Genomic DNA, 22,881 nt, shown 5'->3' with positions numbered 1-22,881 from the left:
TGCTTATACGCCAGGCCCCATCAGGGGAGGCGACGAGCGAGGCGGCGCTATCGGTTCGGGGCGAAATACTCCGGCCGCAGGCGCTTGCGAATGGCGGCGGGCAGCGGCTTGCCCTGTTGATACTGCTTGATAATGGCCTCTTCCTTTTTGCTGCCGAAGCGCACCAGCTTGCTGATGCCGTAACCCAGAAACGGCACGGCCACGGCCGCCGATCCGGCACGGCTCACGTCGAATGGCCCATCCAGAATGCTTTGCAGTCCTACCAGCCCGCCAATGGCGGTGAACACGGTGCCGCCGTTGCGACGCTTGCGAAACAGCGTGTGCACGGCCTGCACCGAATCGGGGCCCGGCTTGGTGATGGTGGCACTGGCGGGCGGGGTGGGCGTGGCCGGCAGGGTGGGGGTATCCTGGGCCTGGACGGCAGCTGCCGCCAGAAACACGCCGGCCGCGGTGAGAAGTTGCTTGCGCATGGAGCTGGTGGAGAATTAGCCGGTGCAAGATAGGACCGGCGAGGTCAGTGGGGCAGTACGGCAGTTTGGGCCCCAACGGCTAGCTTTGCCGCATGTCGGTTTTTCAGACCTACCTCCAGCTCGGCTTTTTCCACATCTTCAACCTGCGGGCCTACGACCACCTCGTGTTCCTACTGGCCCTGTGCGCGCCCTACGTGCTGCGCGACTGGCGGCGCGTGGTGGCGCTGGTGACCAGCTTCACCCTCGGCCACTCGCTCACGCTGGCGCTGGCCACGCTCGGCATCGTTACGTTTCCGGCGGCCGTCATTGAGGCGCTGATTCCGGTGACCATCCTGCTGACCTGCGTGGCCAACCTGCGCCAGGCTGGCCGCACCGAACACTCCCCGGCGCGCCGACAGCCCGAATCGGTGCTGTGGGCCCTGCCCAACCTACTGGCGGCCGTGTTCGGGCTGATTCACGGCCTGGGCTTCTCCAACTATCTGCGCGAACTGCTGGGCCAGCAAAGTCGCCCGGTGCTGGAGCTGCTGGCCTTCAACGTGGGCGTGGAAATCGGGCAACTGCTCATCGTAAGCCTCATCTTGCTGCTGGGCTTCGCGGTGCTGCGCGGTTTTGGGGCTGCCCGCCGCGACTGGCTTCTGGTCGTGAGCGGCGCGGCGGCGGGCATCGCTACTATACTGTTGCTCAATCAGTTTACGGCCACTTAAGCGCCTACCCTAGCTGCATCTGGGGCACTTTTTGCCCCCGATTGGAAGTTAGCCTCCTACCCCACGCAGCCCCGCGCCCGCGGCTGCGTCCTTGGCCTTTGCCAAGAACCTGATGGGGCCGCTCCTTCGGCTTCGGGGTGTTATCTTAACCGCTCTTTACGCTTTTTCCTCACTGTATGCGTTTTCGCCTACTTCTTGCCGCCGGTCTGGGAGCGGTGCTGGCCACGCCGGCGCTGGCTCAGCAGACCCACTCCGGCACCGATAAATTTGCCCAGCTCGGCACGGAGCTGCCCACGCCCAACACGTATCGGACGGCCTCCGGTGCCCCGGGCAAGGACTACTGGCAACAGCGCGCCGACTACAACATCAAGGTGACGCTCAACGACGACAACCAGAGCATCACCGGCTCGGAGGACATCACTTACACCAACCTCTCGCCTGACAAGCTCTCTTACCTGTGGCTACAGCTCGACGCGAACATCTACGCGCCGAACTCCATGACCAAGGCGACGCAGACCAGCGAAATGCGGGAGCGGATGCCCTTCCAGGCCATGGAATACCTGGAGCGCACGGGCTTCGACGGCTCGTTCAAGATTGACGACCTGCGTATGAAGGGCGCCGGTAAGCAGCTGCCCTACACCATCAACTACACGATGATGCGCGTGGACCTGCCCCAGCCGCTGGCCCCGAAGCAGTCGGTGACTTTCTCGGTGAAGTGGCACTACACCGTCAACGACCAGAAGAAGCTGGGCGGCCGCTCGGGCTACGAGTACTTCCCCGAGGATAAGAACTACCTCTACGAAATTGCCCAGTTCTACCCCCGCATGGCCGTCTACGACGACGTGAACGGCTGGCAGCACAAGCAGTTTCTGGGCCAGGGCGAGTTTACGCTGCCCTTTGGCGACTACCGCGTGAGCATCACCGCCCCCGCCGACCACGTGGTGGGCGCTACCGGCACCCTGCAGAACCCCGACCAGGTGCTGAGCGCTACGCAGCGTCGTCGCCTGGAGCAGGCTAAGTCGGCCTCGAAGCCGGTGGTTATCGTGGAGCAGCCGGAGGCCGTGAAGGCCGAGCAGGGCCGCGCCAAGAGCACCAAGACCTGGGTGTTTGCCGCCAAGAACGTCCGTGACTTCGCCTGGGCTTCCTCGCGCAAGTTTATCTGGGACGCCATGGGCCTGACCGTGGAGGGCAAGCCCGTGCTGGCCATGTCGTACTACCCCAAGGAGGCCAACCCGCTGTGGGGGCAGTACAGCACGCAGTCGGTGGCGCACACGCTGAAAGTGTACTCCAAGTACACCATCCCGTACCAATACCCGGTGGCTATTTCGGTGCACGGCCCCATCGGCGGCATGGAATACCCCATGCTCTGCTTCAACGGCTACCGCCCCGAAGCCGACGGCACTTACTCGGCCAACACGAAGTACGGGCTGATTTCGGTGGTTATCCACGAGGTGGGCCACAACTTCTTCCCGATGATTGTCAACTCCGATGAGCGGCAGTGGACGTGGATGGATGAGGGCCTGAATACCTTCATGCAGTACCTCACGGAGCAGGAATGGGAACGGGGCTACCCCTCGCGCCGCGGCGAGCCGAAGGACATCGTGCCCTACATGAGCATGGCCACGAACCTGCAGAACCCGATCATGACCAACTCGGAATCGGTGCTGCAGCTGGGCAACAACGCCTACGGCAAGCCGGCTACGGCCCTGAACATCCTGCGCGAGACGGTGATGGGCCGTCAGCTGTTTGACCACGCCTTCAAGACCTACGCCAAGCGCTGGGCTTACAAGCACCCCACCCCGGCCGACTTCTTCCGCACCATGGAAGACGCCTCGGGCGTGGACCTCGACTGGTTCTGGCGCGGCTGGTTCTACGGCACCGAGCACACCGACATCAGCATCGAGAACGTGCAGTGGTACAAGGTGGACTCGAAGAACCCTGAAATCGAAAACGCCCGCCGCCGCGAGGAGCTGAACGCTGCCCCGCAGAGCCTTTCGCAGCAGCGAAACCTGCAGGACATCCCCAAAACCCTGGTGGACGAGCGGCCCGAGCTGAAGGACTTCTACAACGGCTACGACGCGCTGGCCGTGTCGGACACGGACAAGGCCCGCTACCAGCAGTACGTGTCGAAGCTGAGCCCGCAGCAGCAGGAAACGCTGAAGAAGGGCCTGAACTTCTACCAGGTGAACCTGAAAAACATCGGCGGCCTGGTGATGCCGGTGGTTATCCAGATGACCTACAACGACGGCACGCAGGAAGTGGTGAACATTCCGGCCGAAATCTGGCGCAAGAACAACGCCGAGGTGACCAAGGTGTTCATGACGGAAAAGCCCGTGGCTTCCTTCACCCTCGACCCCTACCTGCAGACGGCCGATACGGACCTGTCGAACAACGGCTTCCCGCGCAAGCTGGCGCCCTCGCGCTTCGAGCTGTTCCAGATGCAGCAGCAACCCCAGCAGCCGAACCCCATGCAGCAGCGCAACGTGTCGTCGCAGCAGCCGCAGCAAGGCGGTAGCAGCACCGGCGGGGGCCGCTAAGCCTATACTACCCTCTCTTCCGAAACAGCCGGGCCACATGGTCCGGCTGTTTTTGTTTACGTTGGTTCAATTATCATTTTTTGGATGTCGCTGCCAACCTTTTACCAAACATGTGCCTCTGTCTTATTGAACACGTTCCTTATTCTCAAACCTCTAGCTTATGCGTCACCTAGTACTCACCTGCGCTGCGCTGGCGGCTGGTTTGCTGACCAGCTGCCATACCCTGGTTTGCCAGGAGCCCGAACCAACACCGCCCCTGACAGCCTGCGTTTCCGGGACCGTGGTGGGCGAAACCTGCCTGGATGGCATCCTGATTAAACTCGATGAGCAATACCCCATTGGCGGACAGGCATACGGACACGCCAACGTGCTGGCAGCCGTCAATTTCAATGACTTTGGTTCGCTGAACTCGCCGGGGCAACGGGTCTACTTCACCTATACCATTAGCACTACCGGTGCGCTCCGTCCCTGCACGGCCAATCAGGCTCCAATCTTCGCACTCAACAGCGGTAAGCTAGTGCAGGTCAGCAACTTGTCAGCCACGGGCTGCCCCTGATCAGCAAGCTAAGTTTGCAGTAGCTTTGAAACAGCCGGGCCGCGTGGTTCGGCTGTTCAGCTTATGTCCAAGCACTCTGCAGCCCAACTAGCTCATCTTAAATCCGAGGTTTTGACGGCGAATGCGGATACGCGCGCTGCTGCTTTGGCCGCACTGACGGCAGTCGGCGGGGAAGACGTTTTTGCGTTTTATCTCTCGCTGCTCGATTCAGCCGACCAGTGGTTGCGCAATGCCATTGCCATTGAGCTAAAGCGCTTGGGGGACGCCCGGGCCGTAGAATCGCTTTTTTGCGCAGCCCTGGAGCCTACTAACATCGGCGCCAACGGCACGCTTATGTACGTGCTGCGTAGCTTCGACTGCCGCCAGTACCTGCCGCAGTTGTTCGAAATCATCCTACACCACGGCTACGAAGCGCTACTCATGGCTGTGTGGATTGTCGATGAGCAAGAATTCACTCCCGATGCTGCCATGCGCCGGGATCTGCGCGCCGCAGTAGCCCAGGCCCGACAACACCCCTCCCCTGCCCTATTGGAGTTTGGCATCGAGGAATTAGCCGAGCTGGCCGACGCCGTTTTGGCCGATTGACCAGATCATAGCCTACCTATGGCTGCGATTCGGCCTTTCCGTGCTTTATTCGGCTTAGTAACCGGCTTCTGTCCGGCGAATTTTCTGGCCATGTACCGTTCCTTGTCTTCCATCCTACTAGGCGGCTTACTGCTCGCCGCGGCTCCCGCTCCTTCCTCCGCCCCCGGCGCCCCCGGCGCCCTGAAATCGGCCGCTCTTAAAGACCTCGATGCCGCCTACGCTACCTACCGCGACGTGGCCCAACAGATATGGAGCTTTGCCGAAGTAGGCTACAAGGAAAAGCGCAGCTCGGCGCTACTGCAGCAAATACTGCGCGACAACGGTTTCATGGTGGCAGCGGGTGTAGCAGGGATTCCCACCGCTTTTGTGGCTACCTACGGCAGTGGCCAACCGGTCATTGGGCTGCTGGCAGAATTTGATGCCCTGCCGGGCCTTTCGCAACAAGCCGTGCCCACGAAGCAACCCGTGGCGGGTCAGGACGCCGGCCACGGCTGCGGGCACCACCTCTTCGGCACGGCCAGCGTGGCGGCGGGCGTGGAGCTAAAGAAGCTGCTGGCGCAGGGAAAGTTTAAGGGCACGATCAAAGTATATGGCACGCCGGCCGAGGAAGGTGGCAGCGGCAAGGTGTACATGGTGCGGGCGGGTCTGTTTCAGGGCGTGGATGCGGTGATTCACTGGCACCCGGCCAACGAGAACCGCGCCATGCTCAATAACTACCTGGCTAATACGTCAGCCAAGTTCCGTTTCCACGGCGTGTCGGCTCACGCGGCTATGTCGCCGGAGCGCGGCCGCAGCGCCCTCGACGCGGTAGAGGCCATGAACCACATGGTGAACATGATGCGGGAGCACGTGCCGCAGGAAACGCGCATTCACTACGTCATTACCGGCGGTGGCAAGGCGCCGAACGTGGTGCCCGACTTTGCGGAGGTCTACTATTATGTGCGCCACCCCAGGAAGGACGAGGTTAAGGCCATTTTTGAGCGCGTGGTGAAGGCCGCCGAAGGTGCGGCGCTGGGCACCGGCACCACTATGGACTACGAACTCATCGGCGGCACCCACGATTTGCTGCTCAACCAGACGCTGGCCCAGGTACTGCAGCAAAACCTGCTGCGCGTGGGTGGCGTGCGCTACACTGACACCGAACGCACTTTCGGCCAGCAGATTCAGACCTCACTGGGCTTCGCGGCTCCGCCCCTCGACGCGGCCGGCCAGATCGGCCCCTACGCCATGCACGAGGGCGGCGGCAGCACCGACGTGGGCGACGTGAGCTACGTGGTGCCCACCGTGGGCCTGGAGGCCGCTACCTGGGTGCCCGGCACGCCTGCGCACAGCTGGCAGGCTGTGGCCTGCGGCGGCACCGAAATCGGCTCGAAGGGCATGCTGGTGGCCGCCAAAACCATGACGCTGACCGGCCTCGACCTGTTTACCACCCCGGCCCTGCTACGCCAGGCCCAGGACGAGCACCGCCGCAACGTTGGCGCTTACCAGTACCAACCGTTGCTCGGCAACCGGGCACCGGCGCTGAACTACCGCGACTAATGGCCCGGTTTTGTGTTGCGCGCAGCCGCTGCTGCGTACCTTCCGGTCACACACCATCCTACCCATCTCAGCTATGAGCATCTTCGACGGCCTCCTCGGCAACGCCTCCGAAAACGACACGCTGGAAACCCAGCAGGAACTCTCCCGCATCCTCGCCTCCGATGAGCGGGTGGAAAGGGCCTTCGTAATCATCCGCGACCAAATTATCTTCACCAACAAACGCCTGATCCTGGTGGATAAGCAGGGCGTGACGGGTAAGAAAAAAGAATACCACAGCGTGCCCTACCGCAGCGTAGAGCGCTTCAGCATGGAAACCACCGGCCACTTCGACCTCGACGCGGAGCTAAAAATCTGGGTGCGGGGCCAAACCGAGCCCATCAGCAAGACCTTCCGCAACGACCAGAACATCCACGACATCAGCAAGGCTCTGGCCGAGCACGCGCTGTAGTGCAAACTCAGGGACGGGTATAAATACCAGTGCCCGGGCATTATCTTGCGTATCCGTCGCTCACGCAGCCGCCTGACCTTGCTATCAGGTTAGCCCGTGCTGGTCCCTTTCGTTATTCCCACCTATGAAACTTCGTTTTCTGCTGCTTTCCGTGCTCGTCGGCTTGGGGCTCGCATTCACCGCCTGCCAAGACGACGATGATCCGCAGCTACAATGCGTCGAAGCCACCGTTGTCGGCCGCCACTGCGCTTCCGGTTCGGGTTCGTACGGCTTCGTGCTGAACCTGAGCCAGCCCAACACCAATGCCCAGGCCTGGGTCGATTCGGTCGGCAACCAATACTCATTTGCCGTTACCGCCATCAACCTGCCTGCGGCCTTGCGGCAACCCGGCAAAAAGGTGTATTTCGCAGCCCACCAAGCTACCGAATCCGAAAAATCGGCCTTGGGGCCGCGTACTACGCAGTGCGCTGCGCCCCCTCCCCTGGTAACCATAGAGGTAGCACAGGACAAGCCCTGCCAGTAAACAAGAAGCGGCGAAGAACTCCAGTGGTTCTTCGCCGCTTCGCATAGAGGACAACCGCAACAGCTCCTACGCGGCCGGTGTCTGAATAGCCGGGGGCGTGGGGTTGTACTGCGGGGTGGCCACTTGCTGCTCGGCGGTGCGCTTGCCCTTGTCGTCCTTCATGTCGCGGCGGTTGAAGGGGCGGATGATCAGGCGCAGGGCTTTGTCGGAGTTCCAGTAGCTGAAGGCCCAGTCGATGAAGGCCACGACTTTGTTGCGGAAGCCGACGAGCGTCATCAGGTGCACAAAAAGCCAGGTGAGCCAGCCGAAGAAGCCGCGGAAGTGCACGTCCTTGGGCAGGTCGACGACGGCCTTGTTGCGGGCCACAATGGCCATAACGCCCTTGTTGAAGTAGTTGAAGGGCTCGGGCTGCTGGCCTTTGGCGAGGCGGCGGAAGTTTTCGGCCAAGTGGTCAGCCTGCTGCTGGGCCACGGGCGCCAGCATGGGCAGGCCCTTGGGCATTTCCTCGGTCACCATGTTGGCCACGTCGCCGATGGCAAAGACATTCGGCAGGCCTTCCACTTGGTTCCAGCGGTTCACATTGATGCGCTTGTTGCGCGTCACCACCGGCTCGGGCAGGCCGGGCAGGGCCGCGCCGTTCACGCCGGCGGCCCAGATAAGGTTTTCCGTCGGGATATATTCCGTCTCGGAGTAGTAGGCGCGGCAGTCCTCGAAGCGCTTGATGCCGGTGTTCAGGCGCACCTCCACGCCCAGGTCCTGCAGGTAGCGCAGGGCTTCCTCCTGCGACTTTTTCGACATGGGCCCGAGCAGGGCGGGTCCGGCTTCCACCAGGATGATTTTCATCTGGCTCAGGTCCAGTTCGGGATAGTCCTTGGGCAGCACCGTACGGCGCATTTCGGCCAGCGAGCCGCTGATTTCCACGCCCGTCGGGCCACCGCCCACCACCACGATGTTCAGCAGGGCCTGCCGCTGCTCGGGGTCTTCCTTGAGCAGGGCCTTCTCGAAGTTCTGGAAGATATAGCTGCGCAGGTTCAGGGCATTCGGGATGCTCTTGATCTGCATGGCGTTGCGCTCGATGCTCTCGATACCGAAGAAGTTGGTCAGCGAGCCGGTGGCAATGACGAGGTAGTCGTAGCTGATGTCGCCGATGTTGGTGTGCACCGTGTTCGAAGCCGTGTCCACGTGCTCCACGTCGGCAAGGCGGAAGAAGAAGTTCTTCTGGCCCGCGAAGATTTTGCGGATGGGATAGGCGATGCTGTCGGCCTCCAGGGCGCCGGTAGCTACTTGGTAGAGCAGCGGCTGGAAGTTGTGGTAGTTGTGGCGGTCGATAACCACGATTTGCACCGGGTCGTGCTTGAGCGCCTGCGCCAGGCGCAGCCCGGCAAACCCGCAGCCGATGATGACCAGGCGCGGATGCGCGGATTTGGGAAGGTTCGTGTCCATAAGGCAAACCTGGGTTGGGGCGGGCCAACATAAGCCCGCGGTGGCACATTGCGGCCTAGCTTGGCTTTACCGGAAAACCGCATTGGTGGTTGCAACGCCCCCGCAAACGGCCGCACGGGCTGTCATTGCGAGCGAACCGAAGGTCGACGCAGTCAAGCACGGCAACCACAGGAAGGCGTAGCCAATCTTTGCTCCAGTAGCCCGCCGACACAATTCCTACTAGCCGAAAACAGCATCGCCCGAAACTGCAGACGCTAGTTTCGGGCGATGCTCATTTTAAGGTCGACACGTTGTACAGGACCGATTGCTTCGCTCTGCTCGCAATGACAGCGGGTATCACCGCTCCAGCTTAGTCGTTGCTCTTCTTTTTGAAGTCGCCGTTTTTGAACTGATTGATCAGCTGCAGCCAGCTGAAGGGGTTCAGCAGTGGGTTGTTGGAATACGGGTTCGGGGCGGTACCCATCCGGCGCTGCTGATCGAGCTGCTGGCCCTGCATGGTCTGGCGGTAATTGGCCATGCTGGTCACGGGCGCGTTCAGGAAGATGCGCCGCAGAATCTGCTCGTTGAGGTTTTCCGCCGTGGCCGTACCTCGCTCTGTGGGCAGGCGCAAAGCCAGAAACGCCCGCTTGAAGTCCTTTTCCGTCACGTAGGGGAATACCCGCACTTCAGGCAGCACGGTGGCGTCCTCCTTCAGCTGCACAATCACGGAGTAGCTCTGCCGAGGGTAATCGGGCGGAATGACGACGTACTGATTGCGGTAGCCCAAGGAGCGGATGACGATGGAGTCGCCGGCCAGTACCGGGATGGAGAAGTAGCCGTAGGCGTTGGTGGCGGTGCCGCGGCCGGCCTTGGGCACAAACACGGTGGCACCGGGCACGCCCAGCAGCGAGTCGCCGGTGGCCACGATGCCGGTAAACTGCACCACGCGCCGTTGTCCCTGCGCCTGAGCGCCGTGAGGCAGCAGCGCGGCAGCCAGCACGAGCAGCGACGTCAGCAACAGGGTGCTGAGAAAAGAGGGAAAACGGACAATCAAGGGCATGTCAGCGGGTTGCGTATAAGCAAAGATAGGGCTCTTTCGCGGGGCGTCGGGCAGCGGCCCCGTACCTTCGCAGGCACGGGCTGCCGGCTACATAACCCCGCAGTTGGTCAAAAGATGCGTCTCAAACACTTTTCCGTTGCATTCGGGCTCGGCTTATATAAAGCTTTGGGCGACGAATCCCGGGTGCGCATCCTGCATTTGCTCTGGCGCAACCAGGAAATGTGCATTTCCGACCTGGAGCAAGTGCTGGATTTCACCCAGACGAAAGTTTCCCGGCAATTATCGACCCTGAAAAATGCAGGTTTGGTGAATTTCCGCCGCCTCGACAACTGGCTGTTTTATTTCATCAAAGAGGAATACGCCGAGTTGCTGCAGCAACACCTCGGCTATATGGAGCGCGACGCGCAGCTGGTAAAGGACCAGAAAACCTACCAGACGCTCTGGTCGAACCGCGAACTGGCGGCGTATAAGCTGCAAAACCGCCACTGGACCGGCACGCCGCGTACCTGAGCGGTGAAAAAAGAACGTCATGTCGAGCGAAGTCGAGACATCTCGCGTGCTGATGGCCAGTAGTAAAACGGGTCACCGCATTACTACTGGCCCCAACACGCCAGATTCCTCGGCTGCGCTCAGGATGACAACCTGACGGAAAGACCTTATGAAATACCAGCACCACCTGTTCGTCTGCACCAACCAGAAAAGCGACGTGGGCAAGGACGTCGCCAAGGCCATCAAAAAGGAGTTGAAGAAGCAGGATCTGAAAAGCCTGCTGCTCGGCGGCAAAAAGCGCAAGAACCGCGTGCAGACAGCCGGCTGCCTGGATGTGTGCAAGCACTGCAAAAAAGGTAACGGCGCCGCTGTGGTCGTCTACCCTGAAGGCATCTGGTACGGCGACGTGCAACCCAAAGACGCCGGCGACATTGTAGCTGAGCACCTGGGCAACAACAAGGTGGTGCGGCGGTTACAGATTGAGCCCTAGTATGTATTATACCGCTGGCTATTATCTAATCATTCCCAAGCACGAGCGTGGCACCGTTAATGGGTACACATATACTTCCCGCACGTGGTCAGTTAGCCGCTATGTCAGCTACGTTTATCCAGATGCTGAGTGGGGCTTGAGTTGGCTGTACAGTAAGCGGCAATTTGCCAAGGTCAAGAACTTCAAGCCTGATGCAACGGCACTGGCTGCTTTGCATTCATGGACTGAACAGGAATACGAGCAGAGCAACTACGGCTACCCAGGCTTTTTTACGAGCCTGGCTAAAGCCCTAGAATTTAAGAAGCTTTTCTTGGCATCGCTGCCCCAGGTGCAACTGCTGGGCCTATTTCTCGACGAGAATTTTTACCCTGCCGCCCTAGAGCAAACCCAAGCATATCCTTCGGTGGCACTTGACTTGCATCGGTTGCTGCAACGGCGCCTGCCGGAACCGGATGCCGGCAGCGTTATCGGTTATGACCTACTTGGCCTGCTGGACCTCGGCGGCTTCGAGCCGTTTTCCTACCACGTTCTGGAGCAGGAATACCATCAGCATTTCGGCATCACGCTGAACGAATACGGCCTTTTTCTCAACCAAGCCGACTGCCAGCGGGTGACGGCCTACACCGACCAGATAGCGGATGAACCCGCGACCTGGTTTCCCTTCAAAGTGAAGCTATTTGCGTAGCTCCACTGTTTACCTACTGCATGAAGACCTACCGCCACCTCTTCTTCGACCTCGACCACACCCTTTGGGACTTCGAGAAAAACGCCGACGAAACCCTGCGCCACCTGTACGAGCTGCACGATTTCGCCCGCTACGGCTTCTCGGTCGAAGAATTCATTGCCCGCTACAGCGAAGTTAATCATGCCCTGTGGCGCATGTATCAGGCCAATAAGATCGGGCAGAAAGAGCTGCGCGAAATACGTTTCGTGCGCAGCCTAATGAAGCTCGGCGTGCCGGAAAGCGAAGTACCGGCGGATATATCGGCGCAGTTCACCGACATCCTGCCCCAGAAGTCGGCGGTGTTTCCCTTCACCTACGAGGTGCTGGATTACCTGAAGGAGAAGTACGTGCTGCACCTCATCACCAACGGCTTCCAGGACGTGCAGCACATCAAGCTGGCCTCTTCGCGGCTGACCGACTACTTCCAGGAGGTTGTCACCTCCGAGCACATCGGGTGCCTGAAGCCCGACCGCCGCATCTTCGAGCACGCCCTGGAGCGCGCCGGCACCACCGCCGCCGAGAGCCTGATGATTGGCGACAACCTGGAATGCGACGTGCTCGGCGCCTACAACGCGGGCATCGATCAGGTGTACTTCAACCCCGACAAGCGGCGCCACTCGGCCGAGGTGACGTACGAAATCAGCTGTTTGAGCGAGCTGAAGAGCTTTTTGTAACGGGCTTACTCCAAGGCCACGGCCGCTTGCACCTCGCCCCCGAAGTGCATCAGTTCCGGCGTAATCTTGAAGCTGCGCGTGCTGATGCCCTTGCCGTACAGCTCCATGTCCACGGAGCGCCGGTCCCAGTTGTCGTCGCTGAGCTGGCTGGCATCCTGTTCGCTCACCTCCAGCACGTCGCCGCGCTTGGCGCCCAGCACCCCGCAGAGCTTATCCGCCGATTTGAGCGCGTTGCGCAAGGCAATGCCGTGGGCTTCGCGGTGCAGGCTGTCGGCCTTGGAATGCGAGTAAGCCACGCTGCGGATGCGGCTGATACGGGTTTGCAGCAGCACCTCCATGTAGTCTTCCAGCCGGTTGAGGTCGGCGAGCTGCACGGTCAGCGACTGGGTAGCCTCAAAACCGAGGAAGACCTGCTTGCCGCGCACGTAGTCGTAGTCCTTGTTGGTGGAGACGTGGCTCACGCGCAAGTCCTCCTGGCTGCGAATAAAGGGCTTCGAGGCGGCTACTACCTGCTCCACCACCGCCTGCGTTTCCACCGTGGCATCCTTGAGCCGGGGCTTGGTGAAGGAAACTTCAACGGTGATTTCGGCCAGATCAGGATACGCCGTCACCACGCCAAACCCCGACACTTTGATCTGCCGCACGGCCGGAGTAGAAGTGGAAGTGGGGCTGCAGGCAGCCAGGCTCGCCAGAACGCCGAGGTATAGTACAAGACGCATATTCAAACAATTTTGGGCTGAACGGATTCTCAGCGGCGAATATTGCACCTGTTTCGGCGCGGCATGGGCAATGCCTTACCTTTGTCCGCTCAATCCCAGCCTTCACAAAGCCCCCTGACATTCCCCGCTATGGCCAACGGCTTTTTCAACGTCCCCGCCCCCAAGAACGAGCCCGTGAAGGGCTACGCCCCCGGCTCCCCCGAGCGCGCCGAACTCAAGGCGATGCTCAAAACGCTCAAGAGCCAGGAGCGCGACATTCCGATGTACATCGGCGGTCAGGAAGTGCGCACCGGCAACCTGCAGCGCATTTCGCCGCCCCACGACCATAACCATACCCTCGGCCACTTCCACCTCGGCTCGGCCGAGCACGTGCAGCAGGCCATTGATGCTGCCCTGGCCGCCCGTACCCAGTGGGCCGAGTTGCCCTGGCAGGAGCGCGCCGCTATTTTCCTGAAAGCCGCCGAGCTGCTGGCTGGCCCCTACCGCGCCAAGCTGAACGCAGCCACCATGCTGGGCCAGAGCAAGAACGCCTTCCAGGCCGAAATCGACTCGGCCTGCGAGCTGATCGACTTCTTCCGGTTCAACGTGCATTTCATGCAGCAGATCTACCAGCAGCAGCCCGAGTCGGCGCCCGGTATGTGGAACCGCCTGGAGCACCGCCCGCTGGAAGGCTTCCTGTTCGCGCTGACGCCGTTCAACTTCACCTCCATTGCTGGCAACCTGCCCACCGCGCCCGCCATGATGGGCAACGTGGTGGTGTGGAAGCCCGCCAACACCCAGGTGTACTCGGCGCAGGTGCTGATGGAGCTGTTCCAGGAGGCCGGCGTGCCCGACGGCGTCATCAACCTGGTGTACGTGGACGGCCCCACCGCCGGCGACGTGATTCTGAAGCACCGCGACTTCGCCGGCATCCACTTCACCGGCTCCACCGGCGTCTTCAACAACATTTGGAAGACCATCGGCGAGAACGTGTCGCGCTACAAGGCTTACCCGCGCGTGGTGGGCGAAACCGGCGGCAAGGACTTCATCCTCGCCCACTCCTCGGCCAACGCCAAGGAAGTAGCCACCGCCATTACCCGCGGCGCTTTCGAGTTTCAGGGCCAGAAGTGCTCGGCCGCCTCGCGCGCCTATATTCCCTCGAACCTGTGGGACGAAGTGCGTCAGTACCTCATCGACGATTTGAAGTCGTTTAAGATGGGCGACGTGGAGGATTTCTCGAACTTCGTCAACGCTGTTATCAGCGAGGCGTCCTTCGACAAGCTGGCCCGCTACATCGACAACGCCAAGAACGACGAGTCGGTGGAAATCCTGGCCGGTGGCAACTATGACAAGTCGAAAGGCTACTTCATCGAGCCGACCATCCTGGTGGCCAAGGACCCGCAGTACGTGACCATGTGCGAGGAGCTGTTCGGCCCGGTGCTGACCCTGCACGTGTATGACTCGCAGAACTTCGAGAAGACCCTGGAACTGGTCGACAACACCTCTCCCTACGCCCTCACCGGCGCCATCTTCGCCAAGGACCGCTACGCCGTGGACCTGGCCACCAAGAAGCTGGTGCACGCCGCCGGCAACTTCTACATCAACGACAAGCCCACCGGCGCCGTAGTCGGCCAGCAGCCCTTCGGCGGGGCCCGCGCTTCCGGCACCAACGACAAAGCCGGCTCCATCCTGAACCTGCTGCGCTGGGTGTCGCCACGCACCATCAAGGAAACCTTCGTGCCGCCCGTGGACTACCGCTACCCCTTCATGGGCGTGGACAACCACGAGGACCTGAACGTGACTGGCGGAGGTGGCTTCTAAGCGGCCCGGCTAGTAGAAACTAAAAGCCGCCCCGGGTGACCGGGGCGGCTTTTTTGTGCAGGTACTTACCGGATATCTGGTTGCAGCTGCGGCGGGTTGTCCAGTTTCACCCGCTTGTATAATTCCGCCAGCGGAATCCGGATATTCAACGCCGACAGCTCCAGCTCATCCGCCAGCGAGTCATACACGCGCAGGCTCCATTCGTCGGCCGCCCGCGTCAGGCAATCAACCCAGCAGTAATCCTGACGGATCAATACGTAATGCTGCAGCGACGACAGCCGCTGGTACAGCCGCAGCTTGCTGGTACGGTCGTAGTCGGCGGTTTTGGGCGAAAGGACTTCGATGATGACGGACGGATGCCGCAGGATGCGGTCCGATGCCAGGTCCTCATCGTGGCACGATACCACTACATCTGGGTACAGATAACAGTCGGCGCTGATTTCGACCAAGGCGCCGTCGATAAATGCTTCACACATATCGGGGTTGATACGGTCTTCAATAGCACGGACGCTGTTCTTGATAAGCCGGTTGTGCGGCAGCGAAGCGCCCGTCATGGCAAAGATTTCGCCCTGGTAAAACTCATGGCGTACTTCCGACACTTCTTCCAGTGCCAGGTACTCTTCTACCGAATACATGCGCTTATCAGGTTGAGGATGAGCCATAGCCAAAGGAAGGAGAAGCTGGGGGCGGAAGTTCGCAAACTGGCGTCGTTTGTTAAGGTCTGACGCCCTCAGCCGCCTGGTCACGCAGTTTCTCCAAAGATACGCCGCTCCCGGTCTTGGATTCGTTGCACCCCCCCGGTTTTCGTCCTACCTTTGCTCCCAATGCCTTTTCTCAACAGCACTTTCCTCTCTTCTGTCATGCTGTTAGCCACCACCGCTGCTTACCAACCGGCCGATTACCTGCCGATTCTCATCCAATTTGGCCTTGCGCTGGCCTTCGTCGCCTTCTCGATGATTGCCTCGCACCTCATCGGGCCTAAGCGCCACTCCAAGGTAAAGGACTCGTCCTTCGAGTGCGGCATCGAGTCGGTGGGCAACGCCCGCACCCCGATTTCGGTGAAGTACTTCCTGACGGCCATTCTCTTCGTGCTCTTCGACGTGGAAGTCATCTTCATGTACCCCTGGGCCGTGAATTTCCGCGAGCTGGGCATGTTCGGCTTTGTCGAAATGCTGATGTTCATGGGCCTGCTACTGGCTGGCTTCTACTACATCATCAAGAAGGGCATCCTGAAGTGGCAGAACTAATTGGTGCTTAGCCAATAGTGTCTAACGCTTGGCATCGACCTGAAATATTGGAGCGAGCCAAACACTAAGCTCTAGACAAGAAGCACTAAAACGCCCGGACTTGTGTTCGGAAAGGTGGAGTTGCCGCCGCGCTTACTTCCCCAACCAGAGACCATTCGTCATGAGTGATAACCGCGTTCCTGAAATCAAAACCGTAGCCGCCCCCGAGGGCATCGAAGGCGCCGGTTTCTTCGCCACTTCGCTGGACAAGGTGGTGGGCATTGCCCGCGCCAACTCCCTGTGGCCCCTGCCCTTCGCTACCTCCTGCTGCGGCATCGAGTTCATGGCCACCATGGGCGCCCACTACGACATTTCGCGCTTCGGCTCGGAGCGTCCGTCGTTTTCGCCCCGGCAGGCCGACCTGCTGATGGTGATGGGCACCATTGCCAAGAAGATGGCTCCCATCGTGAAGCAGGTGTACGAGCAGATGGCTGAGCCCCGCTGGGTGCTGGCCATGGGCGCCTGCGCCTGCTCGGGCGGCATTTTTGATAGCTACTCCGTGCTCCAGGGCATCGACCGCATCATCCCGGTGGATGTGTACGTGCCCGGCTGCCCGCCCCGCCCCGAGCAGGTGCTGGAAGGCCTGATGCGCGTGCAGGAGCTGGCCAAGAACGAGTCGATCCGCCGCCGCAACTCGCCCGAGTACCAGGCGCTGCTCGAGTCCTACAACATCAAATAGTAGTGAGTACAGAGTAGTGAGTATTGAGACGCGGCCCCGGCCCTTGCTCGGTACTCACTACTCAATACTCTATACTCAATACTAGAGAATGACTGACCTCAACACCTCGCCGGCGGCCCAGCAAAAGGCGGCTGACTATGTGAAAGCCCACGCGGCCATTGGCAACGAGCAGATCTTGACCCGGCTGCAGGAGCTGTTCGGCGCCGACACGTTCTCGGACGTGGAGGAGCAATACGGCCTGCTGACGGCTACGGTAGCACGCGAGAAGATTCACGAAATCATCGACGTGCTCCACGGCGAGGAGCAGTTGCAACTCAACTTCCTCACGACCATGTGCGGCGTGCACTGGCCCGAGAACGAAGGCAAGGAGCTGAGCGTGGTGTACCAGTTGCACAGCTTAGTCAACAACATCCGGCTGCGCCTGAAAATCTTCTTCCCCATTCAGGACCCGGTCGTGCCCACCCTCACGGACGTGTACGCCACCGCCAACTGGATGGAGCGCGAAGCCTACGACTTCTTCGGCATCATCTTCACCGGGCACCCCAACCTGATCCGCATCCTAAATGTGGAGGACATGGATTACCACCCCATGCGCAAGGAGTACCCGCTGGAAGACGGCACCCGCGAAGACAAAACCGACCTGTTCTTCGGCCGATAACCTGATTAGTATGGAGTACCGAGTATTGAGTACTGAGAATTCATTTTCTCGCCCATTGATACTCACTACTCAATACTCCCTACTCAGTACTAACTAACATGGCAACGAACGACGCACTTACCGCGACGGGACATATACACCACGAGGCTGCCCAACAGCAGCGCGGCGTGATGGTCACCAAAACCGAAGATTTCGGCCAGGACCTCACCACGCTGAACCTGGGCCCCACGCACCCGGCCACGCACGGCATTTTCCAGAACATCCTGCAGATGGATGGCGAGAAAATCATTTCCGGCGTGCCCACCATCGGCTACATCCACCGGGCATTCGAGAAGATTGCCGAGCGGCGTCCCTTCTACCAGATTACGCCGCTGACGGACCGGATGAACTACTGCTCCAGCCCCATCAACAACATGGGCTGGCACATGACGGTGGAAAAGCTGCTGGGCATCGAGGTGCCCAAGCGCGCCCAGTACATCCGCGTCATCATGATGGAGCTGGCCCGCATTGCCGACCACTTGGTCTGCAACGGCATTCTGGGCGTGGACACCGGCGCGTTTTCGGGCTTCCTCTACCTGTTTGAGGAGCGCGAAAACATCTACGAAATCTACGAGGAGGTCTGCGGCTCGCGCCTGACGACCAACATGGGCCGCGTGGGCGGCATGGAGCGCGACCTGTCGCCGGTGGCGCTGGAGAAGCTGCGCACCTGGCTGAAGCGCTTCCCGGCGGTGATGCGCGAGTTCCAGAACCTGTTCGACCGCAACCGCATCTTCATGGACCGCACTATCAACGTGGGTCCGATCAGCGCGGAGCGCGCCCTGAACTACGGCTTCACCGGCCCCAACCTGCGCGCCGCCGGCGTCGACTACGACGTGCGGGTGATGAATCCTTACTCTTCGTACCAGGATTTCGACTTCGAAATTCCGGTGGGCACCAACGGCGACACCTACGACCGGTACCTGGTGCGCAACGAGGAAATCTGGCAGAGCCTGCGCATCATCAACCAGGCGCTGGAAAACCTGCCCGAAGGCCCCTACCACGCCGACGCCCCGCACTACTACCTCCCGCCCAAGCAGGAGGTGTACCGCAATATGGAGGCGTTGATCTACCACTTCAAAATCATCATGGGCGAAATCGACGCCCCGGCTGGTGAAGTGTACCACTCCGTGGAAGGCGGCAACGGCGAACTGGGCTTTTACCTGATTTCGGACGGCGGGCGCACGCCCTACCGCCTGCACTTCCGCCGGCCGTGCTACATCTACTACCAGGCTTACCCCGAAATGGTGGTAGGCTCGACCCTCTCCGACGCCATCATTACCCTGAGCTCCATGAACGTCATTGCTGGCGAGCTGGACGCTTAATCTGCCACGAATGGAATCGACAACCGCGCCCGTAAAGCCGCAATTCTCCCCCGCCGCCCAGGCCGAAATTGCCCGTCTGTTTACGCACTACCCGGCCGAGCGCCGCAAGTCGGCCCTGCTGCCCCTGCTGCACATCGCGCAGGCGGAGTTTGGCGGCTGGGTGAGCCCGGAAGTGCAGGATCTGGTGGCCGAAACCATCGGCATCCTGCCCATCGAGGTGTACGAGGTGTCCTCGTTCTACACGATGTTCAACCTCAAGCCGGTGGGCAAGCACGTGCTGGAAATCTGCCGCACGGGCCCCTGCATGCTGCGCGGCTCCGACGAGCTGACCGCCCAGCTGGAGCGCATCACCGGCGCCAAGGTCGGCGGCACCTCGCCCGACGGTCTGTTTACGCTGAAAGAAGTGGAATGCCTGGCCGCCTGCGGCACGGCCCCCATCGTGCAGGTGCGCGAGAAGTACTACGAGCAGCTGGACACGCCGGAAGCGGTGGACGCTATGCTTAACGAGCTGCGCAACCTTGTGCACCGCCCGCTGCTTCCCTGGGAAGAAACCGGCCTGGCACACTCGCAACAATAACCTGAAGCAACTACCGTCATGGGCCGCAAGCTACTGACCGAACATATTAACGTCCCCGGCATCGACACCTTCGAGGTATACCGCAAACACGGCGGCTACCGCTCGGTGGAGAAGGCCCTGAAGACGATGACCCCCGACGAGGTGGTGGAAGAGGTGAAGAAGTCGGGCCTGCGCGGCCGCGGCGGCGCCGGCTTCCCCACCGGCATGAAGTGGAGCTTCCTGGCCAAGCCAGAGGGCGTGCCGCGCCACTTGGTGTGCAACGCCGACGAATCGGAGCCCGGTACCTTCAAGGACCGCCACCTGATGTCGAAGCTGCCGCACCTGCTCATCGAGGGCATGATTACGAGCTCGTATGCGCTGGGCGCCAACACCTCGTACATCTACATCCGCGGCGAGCTGCTCTACGTGCTGCGCATCCTGGAAAAAGCCATTGCCGAGGCCTACGCCAACGGCTTCCTGGGCAAGAACATCCTAGGCTCGGGCTACGACCTGGACCTGCACGTGCATCCCGGCGGCGGCGCCTACATCTGCGGTGAGGAAACCGCCCTGCTGGAGAGCCTGGAAGGCAAGCGTGGCAACCCGCGCAACAAGCCCCCGTTCCCGGCCGTGCAGGGCCTCTACGCCCGCCCGACAGTGGTCAACAACGTAGAGTCCATTGCAGCGGTAGTTCCCATCGTGAACGACGGCGGCGAGGAGTACGCCAAGCTGGGCGTGGGCAAGAGCACCGGCACCAAGCTGATTTCGGCCTGCGGCCACCTCAACAAGCCGGGCATCTACGAAATCGAGCTGGGCGTGCCCGTGGAGGAGTTTATCTACTCCGACGAGTACTGCGGCGGCATCTGGAAGGGCCGCGACCTGAAGGCGGTGGTAGCCGGTGGTTCCTCGGTGCCGATTCTGCCCAAGGAGCTGATTCTGAAAACCGCAGCCGGTGAAAACCGCCTGATGACCTACGAGTCCCTGTCGGACGGCGGCTTCGTGACCGGCACCATGCTGGGTTCGGGCGGCTTCATCGCCATGGACGAGACGACCTGCATCGTGCGCAACACTTGGAGCTTCTCCCGCTTCTACCATCACGAGTCGTGCGGGCAATGCTCGCCCTGCCGCGAGGGTACGGGTTGGCTGGAAAAGGTGCTGCACCGCCTCGAGCACGGCCACGGCCACATGCACGACATCGACCTGCTGGTGAGCGTGGCCAAGCAAATCGAAGGCAACACCATCTGCCCGCTCGGCGAAGCCGCCGCCTGGCCCGTTGCCGCCGCCGTGCGCCACTTCCGCCACGAGTTTGAGTGGCACGTGACCAACCCCGCCGAAGCTACTCGCCCCGGCGCCTACTACTCGTCGAAAGCGGCGGTAGCAGTGTAATTTTACTGTAGAACTGACTTTTCGCTCCCCTATAGGGAGTTCTGAAAATGGCTAAAATAACCTTCGACGGCATCGAGATAGAAGTACCAGACGGTACCACTATCCTGAATGCAGCCCGCCAGATCGGGGGCAACATTGTGCCGCCGGCCATGTGCTACTACACCCCCATCAAGGGCACGGGCGGCAAGTGCCGCGCCTGCCTGGTGAAGGTGGCGGCCGGCTCGGCCAAGGACCCGCGCCCCATGCCCAAGCTGGTGCCCTCGTGCATCACCACGGTGCAGGACGGCATGGTGGTGGAAAACACCGTCAACCAGCAGGTGATGGACGTGCGCAAGGGCATCGTGGAGATGCTGCTCATCAACCACCCGCTGGACTGCCCGGTGTGCGACCAGGCCGGAGAGTGTGATTTGCAGAACTTCGCCTTCGAGCACGGCGTGGCCACCACCCGCTACGAAGAGGAGCGCCGCACCTTCGAGAAAATTGACATCGGCCCCTACATCCAGTTGCACATGACGCGCTGCATCCTGTGCTACCGCTGCGTGTATACGGCGGATCAGCTGACGGAGCGCCGCGTACACGGCGTGCTGGGGCGCGGCGACGCGGCCGAAATCGGCACCTACATCGACAACATCATCGACCAAGACTTCTCCGGCAACGTCATCGACGTGTGCCCGGTGGGTGCCCTGACCGACAAAACCTTCCGCTTCAAGCAGCGTGTGTGGTTTACCAAGCCGGTAAACGCCCACCGCAACTGCGAAAACCCGAAGTGCTCGGGCAACGTGGTGCTCTGGTACAAGGGCAAGGATGTGCTGCGCGTAACCGCCCGCAAGGACGAGTATGGCGAGGTGAAGGAGTGGATCTGCAACACCTGCCGCTTCGAGAAGAAGGAAACTTCGGACTGGACCATCGAGGGCCCCTCGCACATTCAGCGTACCTCGGTCATTTCGGCCAACCACTACGAGCTGCCGGTGATGAATCCGCAAGTCATTGCCGACCTGCCCGAAAGCTCGGTCCGCGACCTGGAAAACAACCCGCCGCTGAAACTCGGCCGCTAAGCTAGACTGTGATGGAAATCCCCGCCCTGGCCTGGCAAGGCCTCGTTATTCTGGCTGTCTTCGGCATCACGCTGCTGATTGCGACTTACTCCACCTACGCCGAGCGCGTGGTGGCGGCCTTCCTGCAGGACCGCGTGGGCCCAGACCGCGCCGGCCCCTACGGCCTGCTGCAGCCCCTGGCCGATGCCGTGAAGCTGTTCACCAAGGAAGAATTCTTCCCGGCTGGCTCCAGCCGCGGCCTGTTCATCTTCGGGCCCTGCCTGGCCATGACCACCGCCCTGATGGCCTCGGCCGTTATCCCGTTCGGCAACACCATCCTGCTGGGCGACGGTACGGCTATTCGCCTGCAAGCCATTGAGGTGAATATCGGCATGCTCTACGTGTTCGGCGTGGTGTCGCTGGGCGTATACGGGCTGATGATTGGTGGCTGGGCTTCGAACAATAAGTTCTCCCTGCTCGGTGCTGTTCGTGCAGCCGCTCAGGCCGTTAGCTACGAACTGGCTATGGGCATGGCCCTGATTGCCCTGCTGATGGTAACCGGCACGCTCTCGCTGCGCGAAATTGCTTTGCAGCAGTACAACGGCCTGTGGAACATCGTGTACCAGCCGCTCGGCTTCATCATCTTCATTGTGTGCGCCTTCGCCGAAACGAACCGCACGCCTTTCGACCTGCCCGAGTGCGAAACTGAGCTGGTGGGCGGCTACCACACCGAGTACTCCTCGATGAAGATGGGCCTGTACCTGTTTGCCGAGTACATCAACGTATTCGTGGCCTCGGCCGTGATGAGCACGCTCTACTTCGGTGGCTTCAGCTTCCCGGGTGAGCATCTGCTCTACAACACGCTGACCTCGTCGCAGGGCGAACTGTTCGCCCACAACGCGGTGACCATCCTGGGCACCGTGGTGCTGTTCGCGAAGATCTTCTTCTTCATCTTCTTCTTCATGTGGGTGCGCTGGACGCTGCCACGCTTCCGCTACGACCAACTGATGCGCCTGGGCTGGACGATGCTTTTCCCCATTGCCATCCTGAACATCCTGCTGACGGGCGCTTTCATCCTGCTCTTCGGCAACAAGGAGGCTAAGCTGGACACGACCAAGCAACCGGCACCTACCGAAATTCGGGCCGTAGCGCGGAAGTAGTAGACCGGCGGCGCACAGACCATA

General features: G+C 60.9%; 25 protein-coding genes. 20 read left to right on the top strand and 5 right to left on the bottom strand.

Translation table 11 applies throughout. The features are described 5' to 3' along the window. Nucleotides 1–47: 47 nt before the first annotated feature. Entirely contained in the window at nucleotides 48–470 is a 423-nt protein-coding gene (locus tag B0919_RS21090; protein ID WP_078014278.1) for a hypothetical protein, read from the bottom strand. 92 nt (nucleotides 471–562) lie between these two features. Between B0919_RS21090 and B0919_RS21085 the strand changes: the two genes are divergently transcribed. From B0919_RS21085 to B0919_RS21055, 7 genes are all read left to right on the top strand, one after another. Beyond that, nucleotides 563–1,174, top strand: coding sequence for a HupE/UreJ family protein (locus B0919_RS21085; protein WP_078014277.1), 612 nt, complete (start codon nucleotides 563–565; stop codon nucleotides 1,172–1,174). A 176-nt stretch (nucleotides 1,175–1,350) separates the two neighbouring features. Beyond that, nucleotides 1,351–3,711, top strand: a complete 2,361-nt coding sequence (locus B0919_RS21080) for a M1 family metallopeptidase (RefSeq protein WP_078014276.1) — start codon at nucleotides 1,351–1,353, stop codon at nucleotides 3,709–3,711. A gap of 160 nt (nucleotides 3,712–3,871) precedes the next feature. Further along, a complete protein-coding gene (locus B0919_RS21075) occupies nucleotides 3,872–4,267 on the top strand; it encodes a hypothetical protein (RefSeq protein WP_139362301.1) in 396 nt (131 codons plus the stop codon). 63 nt (nucleotides 4,268–4,330) lie between these two features. Next, nucleotides 4,331–4,852 (top strand): HEAT repeat domain-containing protein, encoded by a 522-nt coding sequence (locus B0919_RS21070; RefSeq protein ID WP_078014274.1) that lies wholly within the window; start codon nucleotides 4,331–4,333, stop codon nucleotides 4,850–4,852. A 90-nt stretch (nucleotides 4,853–4,942) separates the two neighbouring features. After that, nucleotides 4,943–6,391: an amidohydrolase gene (locus B0919_RS21065; protein WP_078014273.1), complete on the top strand. Its 1,449-nt coding sequence runs from the start codon at nucleotides 4,943–4,945 to the stop codon at nucleotides 6,389–6,391. A 73-nt stretch (nucleotides 6,392–6,464) separates the two neighbouring features. Then, complete coding sequence (locus tag B0919_RS21060; RefSeq protein ID WP_078014272.1) at nucleotides 6,465–6,839, top strand: PH domain-containing protein; 375 nt, start codon at nucleotides 6,465–6,467, stop codon at nucleotides 6,837–6,839. A gap of 124 nt (nucleotides 6,840–6,963) precedes the next feature. Continuing rightward, nucleotides 6,964–7,362, top strand: a complete 399-nt coding sequence (locus B0919_RS21055; RefSeq protein WP_078014271.1) for a hypothetical protein — start codon at nucleotides 6,964–6,966, stop codon at nucleotides 7,360–7,362. Nucleotides 7,363–7,428: 66 nt separating this feature from the next. Here the strand turns inward: B0919_RS21055 and B0919_RS21050 are convergent, their stop codons facing one another. Further along, nucleotides 7,429–8,805, bottom strand: a complete 1,377-nt coding sequence (locus B0919_RS21050) for an NAD(P)/FAD-dependent oxidoreductase (RefSeq protein ID WP_078014270.1) — start codon at nucleotides 8,803–8,805, stop codon at nucleotides 7,429–7,431. Between the two features lie 349 nt (nucleotides 8,806–9,154). After that, the gene (locus tag B0919_RS21045; RefSeq protein WP_078014269.1) at nucleotides 9,155–9,844 is read right to left on the bottom strand and encodes a carboxypeptidase-like regulatory domain-containing protein; all 690 of its coding nucleotides are present in this window, start codon (nucleotides 9,842–9,844) and stop codon (nucleotides 9,155–9,157) included. A gap of 114 nt (nucleotides 9,845–9,958) precedes the next feature. Between B0919_RS21045 and B0919_RS21040 the strand changes: the two genes are divergently transcribed. The 4 genes from B0919_RS21040 (at nucleotide 9,959) to B0919_RS21025 (ending at nucleotide 12,221) form a co-directional block, all read left to right on the top strand. Next, the gene (locus B0919_RS21040) at nucleotides 9,959–10,354 is read left to right on the top strand and encodes an ArsR/SmtB family transcription factor (RefSeq protein WP_078014268.1); all 396 of its coding nucleotides are present in this window, start codon (nucleotides 9,959–9,961) and stop codon (nucleotides 10,352–10,354) included. A 148-nt stretch (nucleotides 10,355–10,502) separates the two neighbouring features. Beyond that, a complete protein-coding gene (locus tag B0919_RS21035; protein ID WP_078014267.1) occupies nucleotides 10,503–10,823 on the top strand; it encodes a (2Fe-2S) ferredoxin domain-containing protein in 321 nt (106 codons plus the stop codon). Between the two features lies 1 nt (nucleotide 10,824). Next, nucleotides 10,825–11,508, top strand: a complete 684-nt coding sequence (locus B0919_RS21030) for a hypothetical protein (RefSeq protein ID WP_139362300.1) — start codon at nucleotides 10,825–10,827, stop codon at nucleotides 11,506–11,508. A gap of 20 nt (nucleotides 11,509–11,528) precedes the next feature. Then, on the top strand, nucleotides 11,529–12,221 hold the full coding sequence (locus B0919_RS21025) for a YjjG family noncanonical pyrimidine nucleotidase (protein WP_078014265.1): 693 nt from the start codon (nucleotides 11,529–11,531) through the stop codon (nucleotides 12,219–12,221). A gap of 5 nt (nucleotides 12,222–12,226) precedes the next feature. Here the strand turns inward: B0919_RS21025 and B0919_RS21020 are convergent, their stop codons facing one another. After that, a complete protein-coding gene (locus B0919_RS21020) occupies nucleotides 12,227–12,940 on the bottom strand; it encodes an SIMPL domain-containing protein (protein ID WP_078014264.1) in 714 nt (237 codons plus the stop codon). Between the two features lie 129 nt (nucleotides 12,941–13,069). Between B0919_RS21020 and pruA the strand changes: the two genes are divergently transcribed. Continuing rightward, complete coding sequence (pruA, locus tag B0919_RS21015) at nucleotides 13,070–14,740, top strand: L-glutamate gamma-semialdehyde dehydrogenase (protein WP_078014263.1); 1,671 nt, start codon at nucleotides 13,070–13,072, stop codon at nucleotides 14,738–14,740. A gap of 65 nt (nucleotides 14,741–14,805) precedes the next feature. Here the strand turns inward: pruA and B0919_RS21010 are convergent, their stop codons facing one another. Further along, nucleotides 14,806–15,402 (bottom strand): Uma2 family endonuclease, encoded by a 597-nt coding sequence (locus tag B0919_RS21010; RefSeq protein WP_078014262.1) that lies wholly within the window; start codon nucleotides 15,400–15,402, stop codon nucleotides 14,806–14,808. Between the two features lie 198 nt (nucleotides 15,403–15,600). On the opposite strand from B0919_RS21010, the gene B0919_RS21005 reads away from it, so the two are divergent. From B0919_RS21005 to nuoH, 8 genes are all read left to right on the top strand, one after another. Continuing rightward, the gene (locus B0919_RS21005) at nucleotides 15,601–15,987 is read left to right on the top strand and encodes an NADH-quinone oxidoreductase subunit A (RefSeq protein WP_078014261.1); all 387 of its coding nucleotides are present in this window, start codon (nucleotides 15,601–15,603) and stop codon (nucleotides 15,985–15,987) included. 160 nt (nucleotides 15,988–16,147) lie between these two features. Then, nucleotides 16,148–16,705, top strand: a complete 558-nt coding sequence (locus B0919_RS21000; protein WP_078014260.1) for an NADH-quinone oxidoreductase subunit B — start codon at nucleotides 16,148–16,150, stop codon at nucleotides 16,703–16,705. An 88-nt stretch (nucleotides 16,706–16,793) separates the two neighbouring features. Beyond that, the gene (locus B0919_RS20995; protein ID WP_078014259.1) at nucleotides 16,794–17,363 is read left to right on the top strand and encodes an NADH-quinone oxidoreductase subunit C; all 570 of its coding nucleotides are present in this window, start codon (nucleotides 16,794–16,796) and stop codon (nucleotides 17,361–17,363) included. Nucleotides 17,364–17,533: 170 nt separating this feature from the next. Then, nucleotides 17,534–18,724, top strand: a complete 1,191-nt coding sequence (gene nuoD, locus B0919_RS20990; protein WP_139362305.1) for an NADH dehydrogenase (quinone) subunit D — start codon at nucleotides 17,534–17,536, stop codon at nucleotides 18,722–18,724. A gap of 10 nt (nucleotides 18,725–18,734) precedes the next feature. After that, complete coding sequence (gene nuoE, locus B0919_RS20985; protein WP_078014257.1) at nucleotides 18,735–19,301, top strand: complex I 24 kDa subunit family protein; 567 nt, start codon at nucleotides 18,735–18,737, stop codon at nucleotides 19,299–19,301. Between the two features lie 18 nt (nucleotides 19,302–19,319). Then, complete coding sequence (gene nuoF, locus B0919_RS20980) at nucleotides 19,320–20,663, top strand: NADH-quinone oxidoreductase subunit NuoF (protein WP_078014256.1); 1,344 nt, start codon at nucleotides 19,320–19,322, stop codon at nucleotides 20,661–20,663. A gap of 47 nt (nucleotides 20,664–20,710) precedes the next feature. Beyond that, nucleotides 20,711–21,718, top strand: coding sequence for a 2Fe-2S iron-sulfur cluster-binding protein (locus B0919_RS20975; protein ID WP_078014255.1), 1,008 nt, complete (start codon nucleotides 20,711–20,713; stop codon nucleotides 21,716–21,718). 11 nt (nucleotides 21,719–21,729) lie between these two features. After that, nucleotides 21,730–22,857 (top strand): NADH-quinone oxidoreductase subunit NuoH, encoded by a 1,128-nt coding sequence (gene nuoH, locus B0919_RS20970; protein ID WP_078014254.1) that lies wholly within the window; start codon nucleotides 21,730–21,732, stop codon nucleotides 22,855–22,857. Nucleotides 22,858–22,881 lie beyond the last annotated feature (24 nt).

Origin of the sequence: Hymenobacter sp. CRA2, assembly GCF_002007105.1 — a bacterium.
Lineage (GTDB): Bacteria > Bacteroidota > Bacteroidia > Cytophagales > Hymenobacteraceae > Solirubrum.
This window is presented reverse-complemented; position numbering and strand designations above follow the sequence as displayed.

Coding starts and splice junctions, on each gene's coding strand:
- B0919_RS21065 (WP_078014273.1), top strand. CDS start 4,943: ATGTACCGTTCCTTGTCTTCCATCCTACTAGGCGGCTTACTGCTCGCC.
- B0919_RS21030 (WP_139362300.1), top strand. CDS start 10,825: ATGTATTATACCGCTGGCTATTATCTAATCATTCCCAAGCACGAGCGT.
- B0919_RS21025 (WP_078014265.1), top strand. CDS start 11,529: ATGAAGACCTACCGCCACCTCTTCTTCGACCTCGACCACACCCTTTGG.
- pruA (WP_078014263.1), top strand. CDS start 13,070: ATGGCCAACGGCTTTTTCAACGTCCCCGCCCCCAAGAACGAGCCCGTG.
- B0919_RS21070 (WP_078014274.1), top strand. CDS start 4,331: ATGTCCAAGCACTCTGCAGCCCAACTAGCTCATCTTAAATCCGAGGTT.
- B0919_RS21050 (WP_078014270.1), bottom strand. CDS start 8,805: ATGGACACGAACCTTCCCAAATCCGCGCATCCGCGCCTGGTCATCATC.
- nuoD (WP_139362305.1), top strand. CDS start 17,534: ATGGTCACCAAAACCGAAGATTTCGGCCAGGACCTCACCACGCTGAAC.
- B0919_RS21080 (WP_078014276.1), top strand. CDS start 1,351: ATGCGTTTTCGCCTACTTCTTGCCGCCGGTCTGGGAGCGGTGCTGGCC.
- B0919_RS21060 (WP_078014272.1), top strand. CDS start 6,465: ATGAGCATCTTCGACGGCCTCCTCGGCAACGCCTCCGAAAACGACACG.
- B0919_RS21055 (WP_078014271.1), top strand. CDS start 6,964: ATGAAACTTCGTTTTCTGCTGCTTTCCGTGCTCGTCGGCTTGGGGCTC.
- nuoF (WP_078014256.1), top strand. CDS start 19,320: ATGGGCCGCAAGCTACTGACCGAACATATTAACGTCCCCGGCATCGAC.
- B0919_RS21090 (WP_078014278.1), bottom strand. CDS start 470: ATGCGCAAGCAACTTCTCACCGCGGCCGGCGTGTTTCTGGCGGCAGCT.
- B0919_RS21075 (WP_139362301.1), top strand. CDS start 3,872: ATGCGTCACCTAGTACTCACCTGCGCTGCGCTGGCGGCTGGTTTGCTG.
- B0919_RS21085 (WP_078014277.1), top strand. CDS start 563: ATGTCGGTTTTTCAGACCTACCTCCAGCTCGGCTTTTTCCACATCTTC.
- nuoH (WP_078014254.1), top strand. CDS start 21,730: ATGGAAATCCCCGCCCTGGCCTGGCAAGGCCTCGTTATTCTGGCTGTC.
- B0919_RS21000 (WP_078014260.1), top strand. CDS start 16,148: ATGAGTGATAACCGCGTTCCTGAAATCAAAACCGTAGCCGCCCCCGAG.
- B0919_RS21045 (WP_078014269.1), bottom strand. CDS start 9,844: ATGCCCTTGATTGTCCGTTTTCCCTCTTTTCTCAGCACCCTGTTGCTG.
- nuoE (WP_078014257.1), top strand. CDS start 18,735: ATGGAATCGACAACCGCGCCCGTAAAGCCGCAATTCTCCCCCGCCGCC.
- B0919_RS21040 (WP_078014268.1), top strand. CDS start 9,959: ATGCGTCTCAAACACTTTTCCGTTGCATTCGGGCTCGGCTTATATAAA.
- B0919_RS20975 (WP_078014255.1), top strand. CDS start 20,711: ATGGCTAAAATAACCTTCGACGGCATCGAGATAGAAGTACCAGACGGT.
- B0919_RS21020 (WP_078014264.1), bottom strand. CDS start 12,940: ATGCGTCTTGTACTATACCTCGGCGTTCTGGCGAGCCTGGCTGCCTGC.
- B0919_RS21005 (WP_078014261.1), top strand. CDS start 15,601: ATGCTGTTAGCCACCACCGCTGCTTACCAACCGGCCGATTACCTGCCG.
- B0919_RS21035 (WP_078014267.1), top strand. CDS start 10,503: ATGAAATACCAGCACCACCTGTTCGTCTGCACCAACCAGAAAAGCGAC.
- B0919_RS21010 (WP_078014262.1), bottom strand. CDS start 15,402: ATGGCTCATCCTCAACCTGATAAGCGCATGTATTCGGTAGAAGAGTAC.
- B0919_RS20995 (WP_078014259.1), top strand. CDS start 16,794: ATGACTGACCTCAACACCTCGCCGGCGGCCCAGCAAAAGGCGGCTGAC.